Here is an 18,975-nt window from a genome sequence, read left to right on the forward strand (position 1 = left end):
ATCACTGTAGGGGCAGACCCCGACGTCGCAGGATCGCTTCAGGAGGCCGTGCGCCGCACCCTCTCGAACGGCCATCGGACGTGCGTCGCCGTCTCGCATGCACGCCAGAGATCGGCCCCCAGAGCCCCGTCGCGCGTACGCCGGGCCGGAGTGGCGGACCGGGGCGCACCGCGGGCCACGAGCGCGGGGCCGTACATCGATCCTCCCTCGGCGTGAGGATCGACCAGCGCCCGGACGAGCGCCCACGCCCCCTCGTCCTTGGACTGCGTGAAGGGGGCCTGCAGGTTGTCCACGAAGCGCGTGAGACGCGACGGCTCGTTCACTCCGCGGATGCCGCGCGTGCGGCCGCTCGTCGAGTACCCGGGATGCGCGACGAGGCTCTCCACCGGCACGCTGTGGGCGCGCAGCCGGCGGTCCGCCTCCAGTGCGAGCGCCGTGGTGGCGGCCTTGGACTGGACATAGGCCCGCCAGGGCGTGTAGCCCTCCATCAGTTCGGGGTCGGTGGGCACGTGCTTCCAGATGGACGTCGACATGCTCCCCACCCACACCATGCGCCCGCGCGCGGTGGCGAGGGGCGTGAGCAGCTCCCCCGCCAGAGCGAAGTGCCCGAGCACATTCGTCGCGAACACGCGCTCGTGACCGCCGGCCAGCTCGCGCGTCTTCGGTGGGTGCACGATGCCGGCGTTCATCAGCAGTCCGTCCAGCCGCCCGCGGGCGCGGACCGTCGCCGCAGCCGCGCGCACCGACCCGAGGTTGCTCGTGTCGAGCAGGAGCGTCTCGATCGAGGCATCCGGATGTGTCCGACGCACCGCCTCTTTCGCCCGCACGAGTCGGTTCGGATTGCGTCCCGTCAACACCACGTGCGCGCCCGCACCGGCGAGCTGTTCGCACGAGAAGTAGCCGAGACCGCGGGTGGCCCCGGTGACGAGGTACGCGCGGCCCGAGAGGTCGGGGAGGTTCCGGGGGTCCCACTCGTCGCGCGCCACCCTACGACCCTAACGAGATCGCCGGAGCCCGTCACCGGTTCATGCCGGATGCGGAATACCGATCGTGTGAACTTTTTCGCTCGATCGCGTGACGAACCACGCGCTCGTCTCGTCTCAGAACCGAGCGCTCCTGCTCCGCCGGGCCGGCCGGGCCCGCGCGACGTCTCACGCAACGGGAAGGAACCGATCATGGGTCTCGACGACAAGATCAAGAACGCCGCTGAGGGCATCGTGGGCAAGGCCAAGGAGGCCATCGGCAAGGCGACGGACAACGACAAGCTCGCCGCAGAGGGCAAAGCCGACCAGGCCAAGGCCGACGCGAAGAAGGCGGGCGAGAACGTCAAGGACGCCTTCAAGTAACTTCGCGGGCGCAGCGGGCCGTCGCGACAGGGCACGGCCCGCTCCGGTCCACCGGCGGCCATGTCGGCTCGGTTCACCGGCGGTCATGTCGGCGCGCGGGGCTAGGCTGAGGCCATGCGAACCCGTGGCGACGTGGAGTGCTGGCTGACCGATATGGACGGCGTGCTCGTTCACGAGAACACGCCTGTGCCCGGCGCTGCCGAGCTGCTCGCCCAGTGGCGGGCCGAGGGCACGCCGTTCCTGGTGCTGACCAACAACTCCATCTTCACGCCACGCGACCTCAGCGCACGGCTGCGGGCATCGGGGCTCGTCGTCCCCGAGTCCTCCATCTGGACCTCCGCCCTGGCCACGGCCGACTTCCTGCGCTCGCAGATGCCCGGCGGCTCCGCCTTCGTCATCGGCGAGGCCGGGCTCACCACCGCGCTGCACGAGGCGGGGTTCATCATGACCGAGACCGCCCCCGACTACGTCGTCGTCGGCGAGACCCGCAACTACTCGTTCGAGGCGATCACCAAGGCCATCCGCTTCATCCGCGACGGCGCCCGCTTCATCGCCACGAATCCGGATGCCACGGGCCCCTCGACCGAGGGGGTGCTGCCCGCGACCGGCGCGATCGCGGCACTCATCACCAAGGCGACCAACAAGGAGCCGTACATCGTCGGCAAGCCGAACCCGATGATGTTCCGCTCGGCGCTGAACCGGATCGGCGCGCACTCCGAGAACACCGGCATGATCGGCGATCGTATGGACACCGACATCGTCGCCGGTATCGAGGCCGGGCTGCACACCGTGCTGGTGATGACGGGGATCAGCGACGAGCGCGAGATCGAGAAGTACCCCTTCCGTCCCGACGAGATCCTGTCGTCCGTGGCCGAGCTCGTCCGCGACGAACCGGTCGAGACCGACCTCGCCGACGGCGAAGAGGGACTCAGCCAAGGACTCTGACATGGGCGCGCTCGACGACGGGGTCAAGGTTGCGGCCGTCGATGCCGCCGCCTGGGGCCGCTGGCTCGAGGAGAACCACACCGTGTCGAAGGGCGCCTGGCTGCTGCGCGGCCGCGGCACCGCCGCCAGTCGGTACATCGCCTACGAGGAAGCCATCTGCGAGGCACTGTGCTTCGGCTGGATCGACGGGCCGGTGCGCGTGTTCGACGAGGTCAGTTCGGGACTGTGGTTCGCTCCGCGACGCCCGAAGAGCGGCTGGGCGGCGACGAACAAAGCCCGCATCGCGCGCCTCGAGGCGGAGGGGCGACTTCGCCCCGCGGGCATCCGCGCGCTCGAGATCGCGCGCGCCAACGGCGCATGGGAGGTGCTCGACGGACCCGAGGCGGGCCTCGAGCCACCCGAGTTCAGCGCGGCACTCGACGCCGACCCCGCGGCGCGGGCCAACTGGGACGCGTTCCCGCCGTCGAGCCGCAAGTTCGGACTGACGCAGATCGCGATGGCGGTCCGCCCGGAGACGAGGCTCGCACGGATCGCCAAGATCGTGGCGGACGCCGCCGCGGGCAAGCGCCCCTGATCGGAAGGATGGACGCATGGACGACCGCACGCTCTGGCTTCTCACGGCGTTCCTCATCACCGCCGGGACGCTCGTTGCGTTCCTCGTGCAGTGGCGTCGTTCTCGGCGCGGAGGACGCCGAGACCCGTTCGACGGCCCGGGCGACGGCACCGACTGATCCGTCGCCCCGCGGCGACGGCATCCGGATCACTGCGGCTGCAGGCCCAGGTCGTCGAGGTCGATGGATGCCAGCCACTGCAGGCCCTCGGCCTCGATCGCGGCCTGCGCACCGGTCTTACGGTCGACGATCACGGCGACGGCGACGACCTCCGCGCCTTCGCGTCGCAGCGCCTCGACGGCCTTGAGCGCGGACTGACCGGTGGTGGACGTGTCCTCCACGACGACGACGCGCTTGCCCGCGACATCGGCGCCCTCGATCTGGCGCCCGCGGCCGTGGTCCTTCGGCTCTTTGCGCACGACGAACGCGTCGAGCGGGTGACCGGCGTGCACCGACTCGTGCATGACGGCGTTCGCGATCGGGTCGGCGCCGAGCGTGAGGCCGCCGACGGCGACGACGCCGTCGAGGTCCTTCACGAGGTCGAGCACGAGACGGCCGATCGCGGGGGCGGCGCGGTGATCGAGCGTGAGCTTGCGCATGTCGACGTAATACGTCGCCTTCTTGCCGCTCGAGAGCGTGAAGTCGCCGTGGAACACCGCCTCGTCGGAGATGAGGCGGATCAGCGCCTGGCGGTCGGCTTCGAGCTCGGGAGTGGAGGCGACGGTCACGGCGTCGAGTCTATTGCTCCATATGGACACGCCCCCGGTGATCAGAACAGATCAGGCCGCTGTCCGTGGCATCCGTACCGCGGACTTCCCGTCCGACACGCCGTGCCCGGGCCCGGCGAACGGCGTGTCGCCGACGGACCCCGCGCGACGGCCCGGGCTGCTCGCCGCGCGACCGGCGATGTCGGCGGCCGAAAGTAGGCTGGATGCCATGCGCCTGGCCACCTGGAACGTCAACTCCGTCCGCGCCCGCGTCGCCCGCACCGTCGAGTTCTGCGTGCGCGAGCACATCGACGTGCTGGCCATGCAGGAGATCAAGTGCAAGACGGAGCAGTTCCCCTACGCCGCGTTCGAGGAGGCGGGTTACCACGTCGTCGCGCACGGGCTGAACCAGTGGAACGGCGTCGCGATCGCCAGCCGTGAGCCGATCGACGACGTCGAGATCGGCTTCCCCGGCATGCCCGGTTTCGAGAAGGGCAAAGAGGGCCCCGACCTCCCGAAGGAGGCGCGCGCGATCGGCGCCACCGTCGACGGCGTGCGCGTGTGGAGTCTGTACGTGCCCAACGGCCGCGGCCTCGACGATCCCCACTATCGTTACAAGCTCGACTGGCTCGGGGCCCTCCGCCAGCACACGGAGGACACCCTCGCGGCGAACCCCGGTCTTCCCCTCGCGCTCACCGGCGACTTCAACATCGCCCCGACGGATGCCGACAACGGCGACCCCACGGTGATCGAGGGCGTGACCACGCACGTCTCGCCGCCCGAGCGCGCTGCGTTCGCCGCGTTCGAGTCCGCCGGGCTCAGCGACGTCGTGCGACCGCTCATCCCCACCGGCTACACCTACTGGGACTACAAGCAGCTGCGCTTCCCCCGCAACGAGGGGCTGCGGATCGACTTCATCCTCGGGTCGCCGGCGTTCGCCGACGCGGTGCAGGGCGCCGAGATCCACCGCGACGAGCGCAAGGGCGAGGCGCCCAGCGACCACGTGCCCGTCGTCGCCGACCTCGACCTCTCGCGCGACGAGGACGACGACCTCCCGATGATCTTCGGCTGACGGCATCCAGGGCTCCGTCTCACGGGGGAGTCACTGCGACGTGATCCCTCGTACGCTCGCACGGACGAAGGAGATCTTCATGGCACCGACGAATGACCCACAGGACTCCCCGACGGTCTGGTATTTCATCGCCGCGACCTTCATTCTGACGCTTCCCACCCTGCTGTTCCAGGACCTGCACGTCGCCGTCAGAATCGCGACCCTCCTGGTCGGCGTCGTCGTCATGGGACTGGGTTTCGTGCGCCTGCGGGGGGAACTGGCCGCAGGGAATCGGCCCTCCTCCGACGGCCCACCGGCCGACGAGGACTGACCCCGGCGTGAGCCGCGCGGGCGCCCCGCGGGTGTGGGGCGCATCTCGCGCAGCGGGGCGTGAATTGCACGCCCCACTGCGCGGATCGCGCCCCGAACCGGACCGTCAGGCCGCAGGGACCTCGGCGGGTGCCGTGCGCTTCACCAGGGTCACGAGCGCCTCGATGATGGAACGGAGGAAGGCGGCGGTGCCCTCGTCGGTGACGGTGCCGTCCTCTTCGAACAGGCCCGGCGTCGACTGAATGTATCCCTCGGGCTGACCGAGCACGAGCGCGTTGTAGTGCAGGAGGACCGAGCGCAGGTGCTGCTGACCGGCGGCGGTGGCGATGCCGCCCTGCGAGGTGCCGACCACGGCGGTGGGCTTGTCGTTGAACGAGGCCTCGCCGTACGGGCGGGCCGACCAGTCGAGGGCGTTCTTCAGCACTCCGGGGATCGAGCGGCTGTACTCGGGGGTGACGATGATGACACCGTCGGCATCCTCGATCGCGCTCTTGAACTCCCGTGCGACCGGAGGGAAGTTCCCGTCGTAGTCGGGCGAATAGAACGGGAGGTCCTTGATCGGGATCTCCTTCAGCGTCACGCCCTCGGGCGCCACCTTCTCGAGCGCCTTCGCCAGGCGGCGGTTGATCGAGGTGCTGGAGATGCTTCCGACGATGTAGCCGATCGTGTACTCGGTCACGGTGATCCTCTCTGGGATGACGGGGGGCGCACGCGCGCCCGATGCATGCACGTGCAAGCTTTTCCGGCGTGGGCCTATTCCCCGCGGGGGTTGACTCCCTCCGAAGGGGGATGCCGGAGGTCGGGGGTCCCCCATAACGTGGAGGGATGCCGAACCTCACGCGCGCGCAGTGGCGCAGCGACATCGTGCTCGCGGCGGTGCTGTTCGTCGGCGGCCTGCTGAGCGCGGTGCTCTCGGCCGTCGCGGGGCTCTACGGCGACCAGCAGGCGGAGTTCGTCCTCGCCGTGGTGTACGTCGCCGTGCTGTCCGTCCCGCTCGCGTTCCGACGCCGCTGGCCGTCGATCGTGGCGGTGATCGTGTCGCTGGCGTACTTCTTCGCCGTGACGCTGCGCGTCCCCGAGGTGTACGCGGGCAATATCGCCATGTTCATCGCGATCTACACGGTCGGTGCGTGGTCGACGAACCGGCGTCGCGCCACGCTCGTGCGCGTGGCCATCATCCTCGGCATGTTCGCCTGGTTGTTCGTGGTGATGTTCCAGGACGCCACGATGCCGGTGGATCAGGTCCCCGAAGGCTTCCCGTCCCGAACGGGCGCGTTCTCGCCCTTCGTCGCGTCGCAATTGCTGGCGCTGGGGCTCAACGCGCTGTTCTTCGGCGGCGCGTACTTCTTCGGCGAGCGCTCCCATCAGCAACGCATGCAGCGCAGGGCCCTGGAGGAACGCACCGCCGAGCTGGAGGCCGAGCGCGAGATCACCGCGGCGCAGGCGGTGGCCCTCGACCGGGTGCGCATCGCACGCGAACTGCACGACGTCGTGGCCCATCACGTGTCGCTGATGGGCGTCCAGGCCGGAGTCGCCCGCTCCGTCATGGACCGCGATCCCGCGAAGTCGCGCGAGGTGCTGAGCGGCATCGAAGAGTCCGCGCGGACGTCGCTGCGGGAGCTGCGGCAGCTCCTCGAGACGCTGCGGACCCCGGATGCCGATGACGCGGGCGAGCCGAGCACCGACACCGCTCCGACGACCCACGGCCTGGCATCCATTCCGTCGCTCGTGGCCGAGGCCACCGCTGCGGGCCTCCCCACGACGTTCGCCGTGATCGGGGAGGCCGCCGCCGAGCCGCCTCCCCTCGTTCAGGTGAATCTGTTCCGCATCGCGCAGGAGGCGCTGACCAACGCCCGTCGGCACGCGGGCCCCGGTGCGACGGCCGATGTGCGCGTGCGTTTCGACGACACCAGCGTGGAGCTCGAGGTGACGAACACCGGCCGCCGCGGATCCGCCGCACCGGGTCTCGGACAGCGGGGGATGCGCGAGCGCGCCGCCGTCTCGGGCGGAAGCATCGAGATGGGTCCGCGCACGCGCGGAGGGTATCTCGTCCGGGTCCGGGTGCCGATCGTCGAGTCGGAGGTCTCGCATGCCTGAGCTACGGGTGCTGCTCGTCGACGACCACGCGATGATGCGGGCCGGCTTCCGAACGATCCTGTCTCTGGAGGACGACATCGAGGTCGTCGGCGAGGCGCGCACGGGCATGGAGGCGATCGCCGCGGCCGCGACGCTGCGGCCGGACGTGATCTGCATGGACGTGCAGATGCCCGACATGGACGGACTCGAGGCGACGCGGCGCATCGTCGCCGACCCCGCGTCGGAGGCGGCGGTGCTCATCGTCACGACGTTCGACCGCGACGACTACCTGTTCGACGCGCTCGCGGCGGGGGCCAGCGGGTTCCTGTTGAAGAACGCCGGCCCGGAGGAGCTCGTGAGCGCCGTTCGAGTGGTGGGCGCGGGCGATGCGCTGCTCGCACCCGAGGTCACGCGCCGCGTGATCGCCCGTTTCGCGGGCGGGGACGCCGGGGCGACGGCATCCACCCCCGTCCATTCCGGCGGCTCGCCGGCGATCCCGGTGGCGCCTCTCCCCCTGGTCGAGCCGCTGACCGATCGCGAGGCCGAGGTGCTCCGACTCGTCGCCGAGGCCCTCAGCAACGCCGAGATCGCGGCCCGTCTCTACATCGGCGAGGCCACGGTGAAGACGCACGTGTCGAATGTGCTGCAGAAGCTCGGCGCGCGCGACCGCGTGGAGGCCGTCGTGCTCGCGCACCGCCACGGTCTGACCTGACCGTCAGCCTCCCCCTTGCGGTGGAGCAGCAGAACCCTCCCCCGGACGGATGCCGGGCGGAACCGCCCTCCGTAGCGTGGACGCCATCACCAGAAAGGGGTGGACCGTGCTCGAACTGGACGGCATCACCAAGAGCTACGGCGGACGCCGCGTTCTCGACGACGTGAGCTTCACCGTGGCGCCGGGTCGGCTGACGGGCTTCGTCGGCGGCAACGGCGCGGGGAAGACGACGACCATGCGCATCGCCCTGGGCGTGCTCGCCAAGGACGCGGGGACGGTCGCGATCGACGGGGAACCGCTCACCGCCGCGGACCGGCGCCGGTTCGGCTACATGCCGGAAGAGCGCGGCCTGTACCCGAAGATGAAGGTCGTCGAGCACATCGCCTACCTCGCCCGGCTGCACGGCTTCGGGAAGGCCGATGCCACGGCCAAGGCCACGGCGCTCCTCGAACGGCTCGGGCTGGGCGAACGCCTCGGCGATCTGGTCGAGACGCTCTCGCTCGGCAACCAGCAGCGCGCGCAGATCGCCGCGTCGCTCGTGCACGAGCCCGACGTCCTGATCCTCGACGAGCCGTTCTCGGGCCTGGACCCGCTCGCGGTCGACGTCGTCGCCGGGGTGCTGCAGGAGAAGGCGGCCACGGGCACGGCGGTGCTGTTCTCGTCGCACCAGCTCGACGTCGTCGAGCGCCTGTGCGACGACCTCGTCATCATCGCGGGCGGCACGATCCGTGCGGCCGGCAGCCGCGAGGCGCTCCGCGCCGAGCACGCGACGCACCGGTACGAGCTGCTCTCGGGCGGCGACGCCGGCTGGCTGCGCGTTCAGCCCGGCATCACGGTGCTCGACTTCGACGGCGGGTACGCCGTGTTCGACGCCGACGACGATGCATCAGCTCAGAGCGTCCTGCGCGCCGCGGTCGCCCGCGGCGACGTCGCGAGCTTCGCGCCGCAGCGCCCGACCCTCGCCGACATCTTCAAGGAGGTCATCCAGTGAGCACCGCAACGACGCCCCGGCGGTCGACGCCCGGCGCGCCCGGCGAGCTGCAGAGCGTGTGGCTCGTGGCGGAGCGCGAGATCGGCTCCAAGCTGCGCAGCAAGGCCTTCGTCATCTCGACGGCGATCCTCGTCGTCGCCGCCCTCGCGTCGGTGCTGTGGGGCGGTTTCGCCGCGCGCGACGCGGTGGGCAGCGGCATCCCGGTCGCCGTGACGAGTCAAACCGAGGCCGCGGTCTCGGGGCTCCAGGGGGTCGAGGCGACGGTCGCCGACTCCGACGCCGCCGCCCGGGCGCTCGTCGAGGACGAAACGGTGGATGCCGCCCTGGTGTCCGGCTCGTCGAACCCGGCGTTCGACTACACCGTCGTGGTGAAGGACGGCGTGCCGGGCACGCTGCTGCAGATGCTGAGCGAGACGCCCACGGTGGAGTCGCTGGAACCGGGCGCCGGAGCGGCGGACGCGCTCCGCTACTTCATCGCGCTCGGCTTCGGTGTCGTGTTCCTCATCGCCGCGAGCACGTTCGGCGGCACGATCGCCCAGAGCGTCGTCGAAGAGAAGCAGACGCGCGTCGTCGAGATCCTGATCTCGGCCATACCGGTGCGGGCGTTGCTGGCGGGCAAGGTGCTCGGCAACACGATCCTGGCGATGGCGCAGATCGTGCTGCTGGCGGCGGTGGCCGTAGTGGGGCTCGCCGTCACCGATCAGGTCGGCGTGCTCGGCGCCCTCGGGGCGCCGATCGCCTGGTTCGCGATCTTCTTCCTCTTCGGGTTCGTGCTGCTGGCGTCGCTGTTCGCCGCGGCGGCGGCGATGGTGTCGCGCCAGGAGGACATCGGCGCCACCACGACCCCGATCACGATGCTGGTCATGGCGCCGTACTTCCTGGTCATCTTCTTCAACGACAACCCCGTCGTGCTGACGATCATGTCGTACGTGCCCTTCTCGGCTCCGGTGGGGATGCCGCTGCGGATGTACCTCGGCGACGCCCAGTGGTGGGAGCCCGTGCTGTCGCTGCTGATCCTCATCGCCTCGTGCGTCGCCGCGATCGCGATCGCCGCGCGGATCTACCAGAACTCCCTGCTGCGCATGGGGGCCCGCGTCAAGCTGGCGGAGGCCCTGCGGGGCTGACCGGCTCGAACCCGATCTCGAGGGGTGGATGCCACGGCTTCTGGCATCCACCCCTCGTTCTGTCGTCCGGGCCCCGCGTGTCAGCCGGTGACGAACGCGGTCACCGAGTCCGACAGGCGCACGGGCGTGCCCTTGATCGACATGCGGCTCGCGTCGCCCAGCGCGATGCTCAGGTGCTCGTCGACCCCGAACACGGCTCCGTCGTCGAAGGGGCCCCCGGTCGTGCAGCCGGCCGCCCAGGGTTCTCCGTCGTCGACGGTGAAGGTGACGACGCACACCCCCTCCCCGCGCTCGCGCGCGGCGAGAAATACGCGGAACCCGAAGATGACGGCGATGTAGCGAGTGCTCGACGGATCGATACCGCTGTCGTCGATCAGGGGAGCCGAGATGAGGTCGTCATCGGTCTGCGGGAACGCGAGCTCGGGAAACGCGGGGGCGGTCGGGGTGGGCGTCGAGGTCGGTGCGGCGACGAACGCGGGCGAAGACGCACCGGCGGCGAATCCGGCGGCGAGGAGCAGACCGGCGGCGACGACCGCGGCCACGGCCGCGACGGCACGACGGCGCGGGGGCGTGGCATCCGGGGGCTCGGGCTCCGCGGCGATGGCGCTCTCGTGCGTCTCGCGCGCGGCCGAGGATCGCGGCGCCCGGCGCTCCCGCTCGGCGTCTTCGAGTTCGGTCAGCCGCGCGATCTCGGCCGCGGTCGCCGACCCTCCGTGGCCGCCGTAGACGCGCGCACGCAAGCGGTGGAGCTCGACGTCATCGTCGCTCATGGCTCGACTCTAGAGCGCGGGGCGGGCGGCGGGGCGGCCCTCCCCCGACGTCAGGATGCCGTCTCCTCCAGAGCGTCGGCGGCACCGACGAGCCCGAGGTGAGACAGCGCCTGCGGCGTGTTGCCGACGTGGTGGCCGCCGATCGGGTCGAACTCCTCCGACAGCAGTCCCACGTCGTTGACGACAGAGGTGAGGCGACGCATGAGGGCGACCGCCTCCTCGCGGCGACCGCTTCGCGCGTACTGCTCGACCAGCCAGAAGGAGCACGCCAGGAACGGATGCTCGTCACCCGTCAGCCCGTCGACACCGGTCGTGCGATACCGCAAGAGCCAACCGTCGGGCATGAGTGTCTGCTCCATGCGCGCGACCGTGGCGAGCATGCGGGGATCGTCGTACGCGCAGTAGCCCACCCTCGGCAGGATGAGCAGCGACGCGTCGACCTCGTCGGTGTCGAAATGTTGGGTGAACCAGCCGCCCGCGTGGACACCCCGGGAATCGATGTCCGCCCGGGCACGGTCGCGCAGTTCGCGCCACGTGTCGACCTCGCCGTCCAGACCGTCTCGTTCGACGGCCCGGATGCCACGATCGAACGCCGCCCACACCATCGCGCGCGAATGCGTGAAGAAGTGGGGGTCGCCGCGCATCTCCCAGATGCCGTTGTCGGGGCGGTCGAACCACTCGGCGAGCTGGTCCAGCAGAGCCCGCTGCAGCGACCACGAGAACGTCGTCTCCTCGACACCGGCGTCTCGCGCCGCCTCGAGGGCGACCATCACCTCGCCGATGACGTCCGCCTGATACTGGTCGACCGCCCCGTTCCCGATGCGGACCGGGCGCGCGCCGTCGTACCCGGGCAGGCTCGTGATCTCGCGCTCGGGCAGGTCGCGCTCGCCCGCGATGCCGTACATGATCTGCACATCGGCGGGATCGCCCGCGATCGCCCGCAACAACCACGTGCGCCACCGATGCGCCGCCTCGAGGTAGCCGTGGTCGATGTAGGCGCTCAGGGTGAGGGCCGCGTCGCGCAGCCACACGTAGCGGTAGTCCCAGTTGCGCTCTCCCCCGAACGCCTCCGGCAGCGACGTCGTGGCCGCGGCCACGATGCCCCCGGTCTCGGCGTGCGTGAGGGCGCGCAGCACGAGCAGCGAGCGCGTGACGAGCTCGGCGTGCTCGCCGGCGGCTTCGACCCGTCCCGCCCATTCGGCCCACCACTCGGTGGTGCGTTTGAGGGTGGCATCCACGTCGATCGCCGCGGGCGGCTGCTGCCACGAGGGGCCCCACGCGAGCACCGAGTCGACGCTCTCGCCGGCCACCGTGGTCCACAGGGCGCGGTGCGCGGTGTCGACGGCGATCAGGCGCGGACCGCGCAGCACGACCGAATCGGGACCGGCGACGGCGAGGATCGCGTGGTCGTGCGTGTGGCCGATCTGCCGCACCCACGGGATGGCGCGGGCGTAGTCGAAGCGGAAACGCACCTCGCTGACGAAGTCGACCTCGCCCGAGATGCCGACGACACGGCGCACGAGGGCCTCGACCCCCTCGTCGATCGGCATCGCGTCGTGCACCTCCGCGACCCCGGTCGCGGTCTCCCAGCGCGTGATGAGGACGAAAGTGCCGTCGTCGTAGCGGCGAGTGACCACCGCATCCGGGTCGGTGGGGCGCAGCGACCAGGACCCGTGCGACTCGTCGCCCAGCAGCGCCCCGAACATCGACGCGCTGTCATAGCGGGGCAGGCACAGCCAGTCGACGCTGCCGTCCCGGGACACCAGGGCGGCGGATCGGCAGTTGCTGAGGACGGCGTAGTCCTCGATCGGAGTGCTCACCCTGGCGATTGTGGCAGGGGATGCCGACATGGCGGCCGAGCGTCGCGATAGTGGCTTCCCTGCGTCGACGGCAAGCGAGCCGACGAGGTCGGACGTGAGCGATACGGTGGGCGGCATGGCGGCGGACACCACCCTGATCATCCTGGGCGCCTCGGGCGACCTCACCTCGCGGCTCCTGCTGCCTGCCCTGGGGCAGCTGCTGACGCGCGAACCCGACCGGTCGGTGCGGCTGCACGGCGCGGGCATGGACGACTGGACCGACGAGCACTGGCGCGACGTCGTGCGCGCCGCGTTCGCGACGACGGGCGCCGATGCGGCATTCGCGAAGGTGGCCGAGACGACCTACAGCCGCGCCGACATCACGACGGCGGCCGACCTGCAGATGCTCCTGGATGCCGCCGAGGGGCGGCCCGCGCTGTACTTCGCCGTCCCGCCCGCCGTGGCCGAGAAGGCGTGCGTCGCCCTCGCCGACGTGACGATCCCCGCCGGCACGATCCTGGCGCTCGAGAAGCCCTTCGGCACGGACGAGGCCAGCGCGCACGCGCTGAACCTGCTGGTGGCCAAGCTGGTGCCGGAAGAGCAGGTGTTCCGCATCGACCACTTCCTCGGCCGTTCGACGGTGCTCAATCTGCTCGGCGTGCGGTTCGCCAACCGCCTCATCGAGAGCGTCTGGTCGGCCGACGACATCGCCTCCATCACGGTGGACTACCCCGAGAAGCTCGGGCTGGAGGGCCGCGCGGGCTACTACGACCACGCCGGCGCCCTGGTCGACATGATCCAGAGCCACCTTCTACAGGTGATGGCCTTCGTCACGATGGAACCGCCGGCGTCGCTCGACCAGCTCGATCTGAGGGACGCGACCTCTGCGGTGCTACGAGCCACTCACGTGTGGGACGACGATCCGGTGAAGAACTCGCGCCGCGCCCGCTACACCGAGGGGACCATCGACGACCGTCACTTCACGTCGTACGCCGACGAGCCGGGCGTCGACCCGTCGCGGCAGACCGAGACGCTCGCCGAGATGACGGTCGAGGTGCGCACCGCGCGCTGGCAGGGCGTGCCCATCGTGCTGCGTTCGGGCAAGGCTCTGGGGTCGGGCGGAGGCGATCGCGCCGTGACGGTGACGTTCAAGCCCGTGCGGCATCTCCCGGGCGGCTTCGTGGGCGAGAGCTCCCCCTCGGTGCTGACGTTCTCCCTCGGTCCCGACACCATGAGCCTCGGCCTCAACGTCAACGGCGCCGACGACCCGCTGGAGCTCGAACGCGTCACCCTGGGCGCCGATCTCGGCGAAGGCGGCCTGAAGGCTTACGGAGAGGTGCTCTCCGGAATCCTCGACGGCGACGCGATGCTCGCCGTCCGCGGCGACGCCGCCGAGCAGTGCTGGCGCATCGTGCAGCCGGTCATCGACGCGTGGCGCGCCGACGCCGTGCCGCTCGACGAGTACCCGGCCGGCACGGCGGGTCCGGCGTCCTGGGGTCTGTGAGACCGGGGATTTTCTGCGTCACACGGGAACATCGAGCGGGATGACGGCGTTCGATGGGGAGGGTCAACGGCGCCCCGGCTACGTTTCCGTCCCCAGGAGTACCCCCATGTCCCACGTTCTCGACCGCACCGCGCAGACCGATGTCCCGATCCTCGACGTCCTGGCGGAGCGATGGAGTACCCGCGTCTTCGACGCGGAGAGCCCCATCGACGAGGAGGCCCTGCGCGCGGCCCTCGAAGCCGCCCGCTGGTCGCCCTCGGCCAACAACAGCCAGCCGTGGCGGTTCCTGCTCGCCCGGCGAGGCACCGATGCGCACGCCCGCATCGTCGACTCCCTCGTCGGTTTCAACCAGGGGTGGGCACCCGCCGCCGGCGCCCTGCTCGTGGTGCTCGCCGAGTCCACCGACGCCGAGGGCAACGCGCGCCCCTGGGCGACCTACGACGCCGGCCAGGCCGCCGCGTTCTTCACGATCCAGGCGCACGCTCGCGGACTGGCGACCCACACGATGGGCGGCTTCTCGGCCGATGCCCTGCGCACCGCGTTCGACATCGACGCCCGCTTCACGCCCGTGACCGTGATCGCCGTCGGCGCCTTCGGCGACCCGGATGCCGCCGACGAGGCCGTCCGTGCGCGCGAGGCCACACCGCGCGCGCGTCGCCCCCTCGCCGAGACGCTGCTGCTCGACGCCTGAGACGCGTCGCGCTTCGGCACGCGAGGCGCCTGAGCCGCGTCGTACCCCGGCACGCGAGGCGTCGGGCGGGTGATGAGCAGGCTCATGACCGCGATGCTTTGAAAAGTGAAGCGCGCCGTGGCGAGCTGCGACCTACGATCCGATCAGCGCTCGACCAGCACCCCGTCGGCGTCGGCCCACACGTGCCGGCCGGGGGTGAACACCACGCCGGCGATCGTGATCGGTACGTCGATCTCGCCAACGCCGTCCTTCGCGCTCTTGCGGGGATTGGAACCGAGCGCTTTGACGCCGAGGGGCAGGGATGCCATGGCCGCCCGGTCGCGGATCGCCCCGTTCACGATGACCCCCGCCCAGCCGTTCTCGACCGCGGACGCCGCGATGAGGTCGCCGACGAGCGCCGACTCGAGCGACCCGCCACCGTCGACGATGAGGACGGCGCCACCGCCGGGCGTGGCCAGCACCTGCTTGACGAGCGCGTTGTCCCGGTGACAGCGCACCGTTCGGATGGGCCCGTCGAACGCGACGCGTCCGCCGAGGTCCAGGAGCGGCAGGGAGAGCGAGTCGAGCGCGTCGCCGCGCTCGTCGTACAGGTCAGCCGTGGCGATCGTCATGCGGACAGGGTAGCGATACGTGCGCACGCGTGATCCCACCCGGGTCGGCGGCATCCCGTCCCGGCATCCCGCCCGGGACCGCGGCATCCCACCCGGGACTGCGGCATCCCGGCCTGGCATCCCCCATAAACGCGATCTACGACGAGAAACGCGGGGAGATCGCGTTTATGCGTGCCAATCGCGTTTATGGAGGTCTACGCCGCGAAGGGACGCGACCGGCGCCTGCGCGCCGCACGACCGCCCGGCCAACCGGCGGCCGGGGCGGGTATGGCCGGGGCGCCCCTACTCGACGATCTCGGCCTCGATGACGTCGTCGTCCACGTCGCCCTGCTCGGCGGCAGGCCCGGCGCTCGTGAGCACCAGCGACTCGCCGTCGCTCGCGACGTCGACCTTGACGAGGTCGCCGTCGTGGACACCGCCGGCGAGGATCGCCATCGCGAGGCGGTCCTGCACCTCGGACTGGATCAGGCGCCGGAGCGGACGGGCCCCGTACACCGGGTCGTAGCCGCGCTCGGCGAGCCACGACCGTGCGTCGGGCGTGACCGCCAGCGTGAGCCGCCGCTCGCGGAGGCGCTTGTGCAGGGCGTCGACCGCGAGTTCGACGATCTGGGCGAGGTCGTCTTCGGTGAGCGCCTGGAAGATGACGATGTCGTCGAGGCGGTTCACGAACTCGGGCTTGAACGCCTGCCGGACCAGCGCCTGCACCTGCTCGCGCTTGGTCTCGATCGACAGCGTCGGGTCGATGAGGATCGGCGAACCCAGGTTCGACGTCAGGATCAGGATGACGTTGGTGAGATCGACCGTCCGCCCCTGGCCGTCGGTCAACCGGCCGTCGTCCATCACCTGGAGCAGGATGTCGAACACCTCGGGGTGCGCCTTCTCGACCTCGTCGAGCAGCACGACGCTGTAGGGGCGCCGACGCACGGCCTCGGTGAGCTGGCCGCCCTGCTCGTAGCCGATGTATCCGGGAGGGGCACCGACGAGCCGGGCGACGGAGTGCTTCTCGCCGTACTCCGACATGTCGATGCGCACCATGGCGTGCTCGTCGTCGAACAGGAAGTCGGCGAGCGCCTTCGCGAGCTCGGTCTTTCCGACGCCTGTCGGGCCGAGAAACAGGAACGAGCCCACGGGACGGTTCGGGTCGCTGATGCCGGCCCGCGAGCGTCGCACCGCGTCGGACACCGCCTTCACGGCATCCTTCTGTCCGATCAGGCGCTTGCCGAGCTCGCGCTCGAGGTGCAGCAGCTTCTCGGTCTCGCCCTGCAGCAGGCGGCCGACCGGGATGCCGGTCCACGCGGCGATGACGGCCGCGATGTCCTCGTCGGTGACCTGCTCGTTGACCATGCGGTCCCCGGCCGGCTCTTCGCGTTCGGCCGTCATGAGCTGGCGCTCGAGCGCCGGGATGTCGGCGTACAGCAGGCGCGACGCCTTCTCGAGGTTGCCCTCGCGCTGGGCGCGCTCGGCATCCACGCGGGCGGCGTCGAGCCGTGTCTTCAGGTCGCCGACCCGGTTGAGCGACGCACGCTCCCGCTCCCACCGCGCCTGCAGTTCATCGAGCTTGGACTGCTCGGCCGCGAGGGTCTCGCGCAGGGTCGCCAGACGCTCCTTGGAGGCGGCGTCCTTCTCTTTCTTCAGCGCGAGCTCTTCGAGCTTGAGCCGGTCGACATGGCGACGGAGCTCGTCGATCTCGAGCGGGGCCGAGTCGATCTCCATGCGCAGGCGCGACGCGGCTTCGTCGATGAGGTCGATGGCCTTGTCGGGCAGCTGACGCGACGGGATGTACCGGTTGGACAGGGATGCCGCGGCCACCAGCGCCGCGTCGGCGATCGCGACCTTGTGGTGCGCCTCGTAGCGCTCCTTCAGCCCGCGGAGGATTGCGATGGTGTCCTCGACCGTGGGCTCGCCGACGTAGACCTGCTGGAAGCGGCGTTCGAGGGCGGCATCCTTCTCGATGAACTCGCGGTACTCGTCGAGCGTGGTCGCGCCGATCAGGCGCAGCTCGCCGCGGGCGAGCATGGGCTTGAGCATGTTGGATGCCGCGACCGAGCCCTCGCCACCACCCGCGCCCATGAGCACGTGCAGCTCGTCGATGAAAGTGATGATGCGCCCGTCGGACTCGGTGATCTCTTTGAGGACGCTCTTCAGGCGCTCCTCGAACTGGCCGCGGTACATCGCGCCGGCGACGAGCGCCGAGATGTCGAGGGCGACGAGCTCTTTGTTCTTGAGGCTCTCGGCGACATCGCCCGCGACGATGCGCTGAGCGAGCCCCTCCACGACGGCGGTCTTGCCGACGCCGGGCTCACCGATGAGGACGGGGTTGTTCTTGGTACGGCGAGTGAGCACCTGGCTGACGCGCCGGATCTCGCTGTCACGCCCGATGACGGGGTCGAGCTTGCCCTGGCGGGCCCGGTCGGTGAGGTTGATGCCGAACTGCTCGAGGGCGCTACGCGCGTCCTCCTGTCCCGGCTGTTGTGTGGCGTTCATGGTGTGGCTCCTGGAAATCTGTCGCAAACTTGAGTTGCGTTGACTCAAGTTTAGCAGCGCGCGGTGGCCGAGGCAATGGCCCGAAGCTGTTGAGGGCCGCTCCGCGAGGCATCATCTGTCGGCGTGACACGCGCAGCGACAGAGGAGTCGCCGGCGCGGTGACGTCATGTGATCCACCGCACGCGTCAGGCCGGAACGGCCTCCCGGGCCGCCGCGATCACCTCGTCGCTGCACGAGAATCGCGCGCGGTACGCGGTGGGGGTCAGCCCCATCGTGCGGGCGAAGTTCTGTCGCAGCACGGCGGCGGAGCCGAAACCGCACTCCGACGCGATCCGGTCGAGACCGAGCTCGGTCTCCTCGAGGAGCCGCTGCGCGTGCAGCAGCCGCTGTCGGGCCAGCCATGCCGCGGGCGTCGCACCGAAGTCGGCTTTGAATCGCCGCGCGAACGTACGCGGCGACATGTGCGCGCGCGCCGCGAGCCGCTCGACGGGCAGGTCGGCATGGAGGTTCTGCAGCATCCATTCCGTGACCGGGGCGAGCGACAGCGCGGTGTCGACGGGCAGTGGAGCAGCGATGAACTGCGCCTGCCCGCCGTCGCGTTGAGGCGCCACGACCATGCGCCGCGCGATGCGGTTGGTGAGTTCGGCACCGAGTTCCTGCCGTAGCAGGTGGAGGCAGGCGTCGAGGCCCGCTGCGGTCCCGGCGCTCGTGATGATGCTGCCCGACTGCACGTACAGCACGTCGGGATCGACCTCGATCTCGGGGTACATGCGGCTCATGGTGTCGGCGTAGCGCCAGTGGGTGGTAGCGCGGCGCCCGTCGAGCACCCCGGATGCCGCGAGGACGAACGACCCGCTGCAGACGCTGAGCAGCCACGCACCCCGGGCATGGGCGCGCCGCACGAGCTCCGAGACCCGCGGGTCCACCGCCTCCCACTGCGTCCGAGGAATCGGGGCGAGAACGAGGATGTCGACGTCTTCGGCGGCCTCGAGACCGCGCTCGATGTTGATCGAGAACCCGATGTTCGAGGGGACGACCCCCGGGTCGGGGCTGACGATCCGGAAGTCGAAGTTCGGGATGCCGTCATCGCTGCGGTCGAGCCCGAACGCCTCGCAGGCGAGACCGAACTCGAAGGGCGCGAACCCGGGCTGGACGACGACGGCGACGGAACGCATGCACTCTCCGATGGCAGAAAACCGATGAACAACGTCCATCATGCCACT

Annotated in this window: 20 protein-coding genes; 12 read left to right on the forward strand and 8 right to left on the reverse strand. The window is 70.5% G+C overall.

Annotation, left to right across the window (positions count from 1 at the left end; translation table 11 throughout):
• Positions 1-38 precede the first annotated feature (38 nt).
• Positions 39-986: an SDR family NAD(P)-dependent oxidoreductase gene (locus tag LL239_RS01720; RefSeq protein WP_228161708.1), complete on the reverse strand. Its 948-nt coding sequence runs from the start codon at positions 984-986 to the stop codon at positions 39-41.
• Between the two features lie 189 nt (positions 987-1,175).
• On the opposite strand from LL239_RS01720, the gene LL239_RS01725 reads away from it, so the two are divergent.
• From LL239_RS01725 to LL239_RS01740, 4 genes are all read left to right on the forward strand, one after another.
• On the forward strand, positions 1,176-1,346 hold the full coding sequence (locus tag LL239_RS01725; RefSeq protein ID WP_228161709.1) for a CsbD family protein: 171 nt from the start codon (positions 1,176-1,178) through the stop codon (positions 1,344-1,346).
• A gap of 114 nt (positions 1,347-1,460) precedes the next feature.
• Positions 1,461-2,291 (forward strand): HAD-IIA family hydrolase, encoded by an 831-nt coding sequence (locus LL239_RS01730; RefSeq protein ID WP_228161710.1) that lies wholly within the window; start codon positions 1,461-1,463, stop codon positions 2,289-2,291.
• Position 2,292: 1 nt separating this feature from the next.
• Positions 2,293-2,865: a YdeI/OmpD-associated family protein gene (locus LL239_RS01735; protein WP_228161711.1), complete on the forward strand. Its 573-nt coding sequence runs from the start codon at positions 2,293-2,295 to the stop codon at positions 2,863-2,865.
• 16 nt (positions 2,866-2,881) lie between these two features.
• Positions 2,882-3,022, forward strand: a complete 141-nt coding sequence (locus LL239_RS01740) for a hypothetical protein (protein ID WP_228161712.1) — start codon at positions 2,882-2,884, stop codon at positions 3,020-3,022.
• Between the two features lie 29 nt (positions 3,023-3,051).
• Here LL239_RS01740 and pyrE read toward each other — a convergent pair whose 3' ends face one another.
• Positions 3,052-3,630 (reverse strand): orotate phosphoribosyltransferase, encoded by a 579-nt coding sequence (gene pyrE / locus LL239_RS01745; RefSeq protein ID WP_228161713.1) that lies wholly within the window; start codon positions 3,628-3,630, stop codon positions 3,052-3,054.
• Between the two features lie 208 nt (positions 3,631-3,838).
• Here pyrE and LL239_RS01750 point away from each other — a divergent pair, with 208 nt between their 5' ends.
• The gene (locus tag LL239_RS01750; RefSeq protein ID WP_228161886.1) at positions 3,839-4,681 is read left to right on the forward strand and encodes an exodeoxyribonuclease III; all 843 of its coding nucleotides are present in this window, start codon (positions 3,839-3,841) and stop codon (positions 4,679-4,681) included.
• Positions 4,682-4,760: 79 nt separating this feature from the next.
• Positions 4,761-4,991 carry a hypothetical protein gene (locus LL239_RS01755; RefSeq protein WP_228161714.1) on the forward strand — a complete coding sequence of 77 codons (231 nt, stop codon included), beginning with the start codon at positions 4,761-4,763 and terminating at the stop codon, positions 4,989-4,991.
• A 105-nt stretch (positions 4,992-5,096) separates the two neighbouring features.
• Here LL239_RS01755 and LL239_RS01760 read toward each other — a convergent pair whose 3' ends face one another.
• Positions 5,097-5,669, reverse strand: coding sequence for an NADPH-dependent FMN reductase (locus LL239_RS01760; RefSeq protein ID WP_228161715.1), 573 nt, complete (start codon positions 5,667-5,669; stop codon positions 5,097-5,099).
• 146 nt (positions 5,670-5,815) lie between these two features.
• On the opposite strand from LL239_RS01760, the gene LL239_RS01765 reads away from it, so the two are divergent.
• From LL239_RS01765 to LL239_RS01780, 4 genes are all read left to right on the forward strand, one after another.
• The gene (locus LL239_RS01765) at positions 5,816-7,087 is read left to right on the forward strand and encodes a sensor histidine kinase (RefSeq protein ID WP_228161716.1); all 1,272 of its coding nucleotides are present in this window, start codon (positions 5,816-5,818) and stop codon (positions 7,085-7,087) included.
• On the forward strand, positions 7,080-7,778 hold the full coding sequence (locus LL239_RS01770) for a response regulator (RefSeq protein WP_228161717.1): 699 nt from the start codon (positions 7,080-7,082) through the stop codon (positions 7,776-7,778). The genes LL239_RS01765 and LL239_RS01770 overlap by 8 nt, the downstream gene beginning before the upstream one ends.
• A 106-nt stretch (positions 7,779-7,884) precedes the next feature.
• Complete coding sequence (locus LL239_RS01775; RefSeq protein WP_228161718.1) at positions 7,885-8,769, forward strand: ABC transporter ATP-binding protein; 885 nt, start codon at positions 7,885-7,887, stop codon at positions 8,767-8,769.
• On the forward strand, positions 8,766-9,893 hold the full coding sequence (locus LL239_RS01780) for an ABC transporter permease (RefSeq protein WP_228161719.1): 1,128 nt from the start codon (positions 8,766-8,768) through the stop codon (positions 9,891-9,893). The genes LL239_RS01775 and LL239_RS01780 overlap by 4 nt, the downstream gene beginning before the upstream one ends.
• Before the next feature lie 80 nt (positions 9,894-9,973).
• Here the strand turns inward: LL239_RS01780 and LL239_RS01785 are convergent, their stop codons facing one another.
• Both LL239_RS01785 and LL239_RS01790 read right to left on the reverse strand, forming a co-directional pair.
• Positions 9,974-10,663 (reverse strand): hypothetical protein, encoded by a 690-nt coding sequence (locus LL239_RS01785; RefSeq protein WP_228161720.1) that lies wholly within the window; start codon positions 10,661-10,663, stop codon positions 9,974-9,976.
• 50 nt (positions 10,664-10,713) lie between these two features.
• Positions 10,714-12,483 carry a glycoside hydrolase family 15 protein gene (locus LL239_RS01790; protein ID WP_228161721.1) on the reverse strand — a complete coding sequence of 590 codons (1,770 nt, stop codon included), beginning with the start codon at positions 12,481-12,483 and terminating at the stop codon, positions 10,714-10,716.
• Positions 12,484-12,598: 115 nt separating this feature from the next.
• On the opposite strand from LL239_RS01790, the gene LL239_RS01795 reads away from it, so the two are divergent.
• Both LL239_RS01795 and LL239_RS01800 read left to right on the forward strand, forming a co-directional pair.
• Positions 12,599-13,966: a glucose-6-phosphate dehydrogenase gene (locus LL239_RS01795; RefSeq protein ID WP_228161887.1), complete on the forward strand. Its 1,368-nt coding sequence runs from the start codon at positions 12,599-12,601 to the stop codon at positions 13,964-13,966.
• A 106-nt stretch (positions 13,967-14,072) separates the two neighbouring features.
• Positions 14,073-14,657, forward strand: coding sequence for a nitroreductase family protein (locus tag LL239_RS01800; protein ID WP_228161722.1), 585 nt, complete (start codon positions 14,073-14,075; stop codon positions 14,655-14,657).
• 143 nt (positions 14,658-14,800) lie between these two features.
• Here LL239_RS01800 and rraA read toward each other — a convergent pair whose 3' ends face one another.
• From rraA to LL239_RS01815, 3 genes are all read right to left on the reverse strand, one after another.
• Positions 14,801-15,268 (reverse strand): ribonuclease E activity regulator RraA, encoded by a 468-nt coding sequence (rraA, locus tag LL239_RS01805; RefSeq protein ID WP_228161723.1) that lies wholly within the window; start codon positions 15,266-15,268, stop codon positions 14,801-14,803.
• A 282-nt stretch (positions 15,269-15,550) separates the two neighbouring features.
• Entirely contained in the window at positions 15,551-17,752 is a 2,202-nt protein-coding gene (locus LL239_RS01810; protein WP_228161724.1) for an ATP-dependent Clp protease ATP-binding subunit, read from the reverse strand.
• Positions 17,753-17,937: 185 nt separating this feature from the next.
• Positions 17,938-18,927, reverse strand: coding sequence for a GlxA family transcriptional regulator (locus LL239_RS01815; RefSeq protein WP_228161725.1), 990 nt, complete (start codon positions 18,925-18,927; stop codon positions 17,938-17,940).
• Positions 18,928-18,975: the final 48 nt, after the last annotated feature.

Origin of the sequence: Microbacterium testaceum (assembly GCF_020781835.1) — a bacterium.
Taxonomy (GTDB): Bacteria; Actinomycetota; Actinomycetes; order Actinomycetales; family Microbacteriaceae; genus Microbacterium; species Microbacterium testaceum_H.

Excerpts from the sequence above, each read along its gene's own strand:
- LL239_RS01795 (WP_228161887.1), top strand. The coding sequence starts at position 12,599 with ATGGCGGCGGACACCACCCTGATCATCCTGGGCGCCTCGGGCGACCTC.
- LL239_RS01765 (WP_228161716.1), top strand. The coding sequence starts at position 5,816 with ATGCCGAACCTCACGCGCGCGCAGTGGCGCAGCGACATCGTGCTCGCG.
- rraA (WP_228161723.1), bottom strand. The coding sequence starts at position 15,268 with ATGACGATCGCCACGGCTGACCTGTACGACGAGCGCGGCGACGCGCTC.
- LL239_RS01770 (WP_228161717.1), top strand. The coding sequence starts at position 7,080 with ATGCCTGAGCTACGGGTGCTGCTCGTCGACGACCACGCGATGATGCGG.
- LL239_RS01740 (WP_228161712.1), top strand. The coding sequence starts at position 2,882 with ATGGACGACCGCACGCTCTGGCTTCTCACGGCGTTCCTCATCACCGCC.
- LL239_RS01730 (WP_228161710.1), top strand. The coding sequence starts at position 1,461 with ATGCGAACCCGTGGCGACGTGGAGTGCTGGCTGACCGATATGGACGGC.
- LL239_RS01750 (WP_228161886.1), top strand. The coding sequence starts at position 3,839 with ATGCGCCTGGCCACCTGGAACGTCAACTCCGTCCGCGCCCGCGTCGCC.
- LL239_RS01735 (WP_228161711.1), top strand. The coding sequence starts at position 2,293 with ATGGGCGCGCTCGACGACGGGGTCAAGGTTGCGGCCGTCGATGCCGCC.
- LL239_RS01725 (WP_228161709.1), top strand. The coding sequence starts at position 1,176 with ATGGGTCTCGACGACAAGATCAAGAACGCCGCTGAGGGCATCGTGGGC.
- LL239_RS01785 (WP_228161720.1), bottom strand. The coding sequence starts at position 10,663 with ATGAGCGACGATGACGTCGAGCTCCACCGCTTGCGTGCGCGCGTCTAC.
- LL239_RS01800 (WP_228161722.1), top strand. The coding sequence starts at position 14,073 with ATGTCCCACGTTCTCGACCGCACCGCGCAGACCGATGTCCCGATCCTC.
- LL239_RS01810 (WP_228161724.1), bottom strand. The coding sequence starts at position 17,752 with ATGAACGCCACACAACAGCCGGGACAGGAGGACGCGCGTAGCGCCCTC.
- LL239_RS01755 (WP_228161714.1), top strand. The coding sequence starts at position 4,761 with ATGGCACCGACGAATGACCCACAGGACTCCCCGACGGTCTGGTATTTC.
- LL239_RS01815 (WP_228161725.1), bottom strand. The coding sequence starts at position 18,927 with ATGCGTTCCGTCGCCGTCGTCGTCCAGCCCGGGTTCGCGCCCTTCGAG.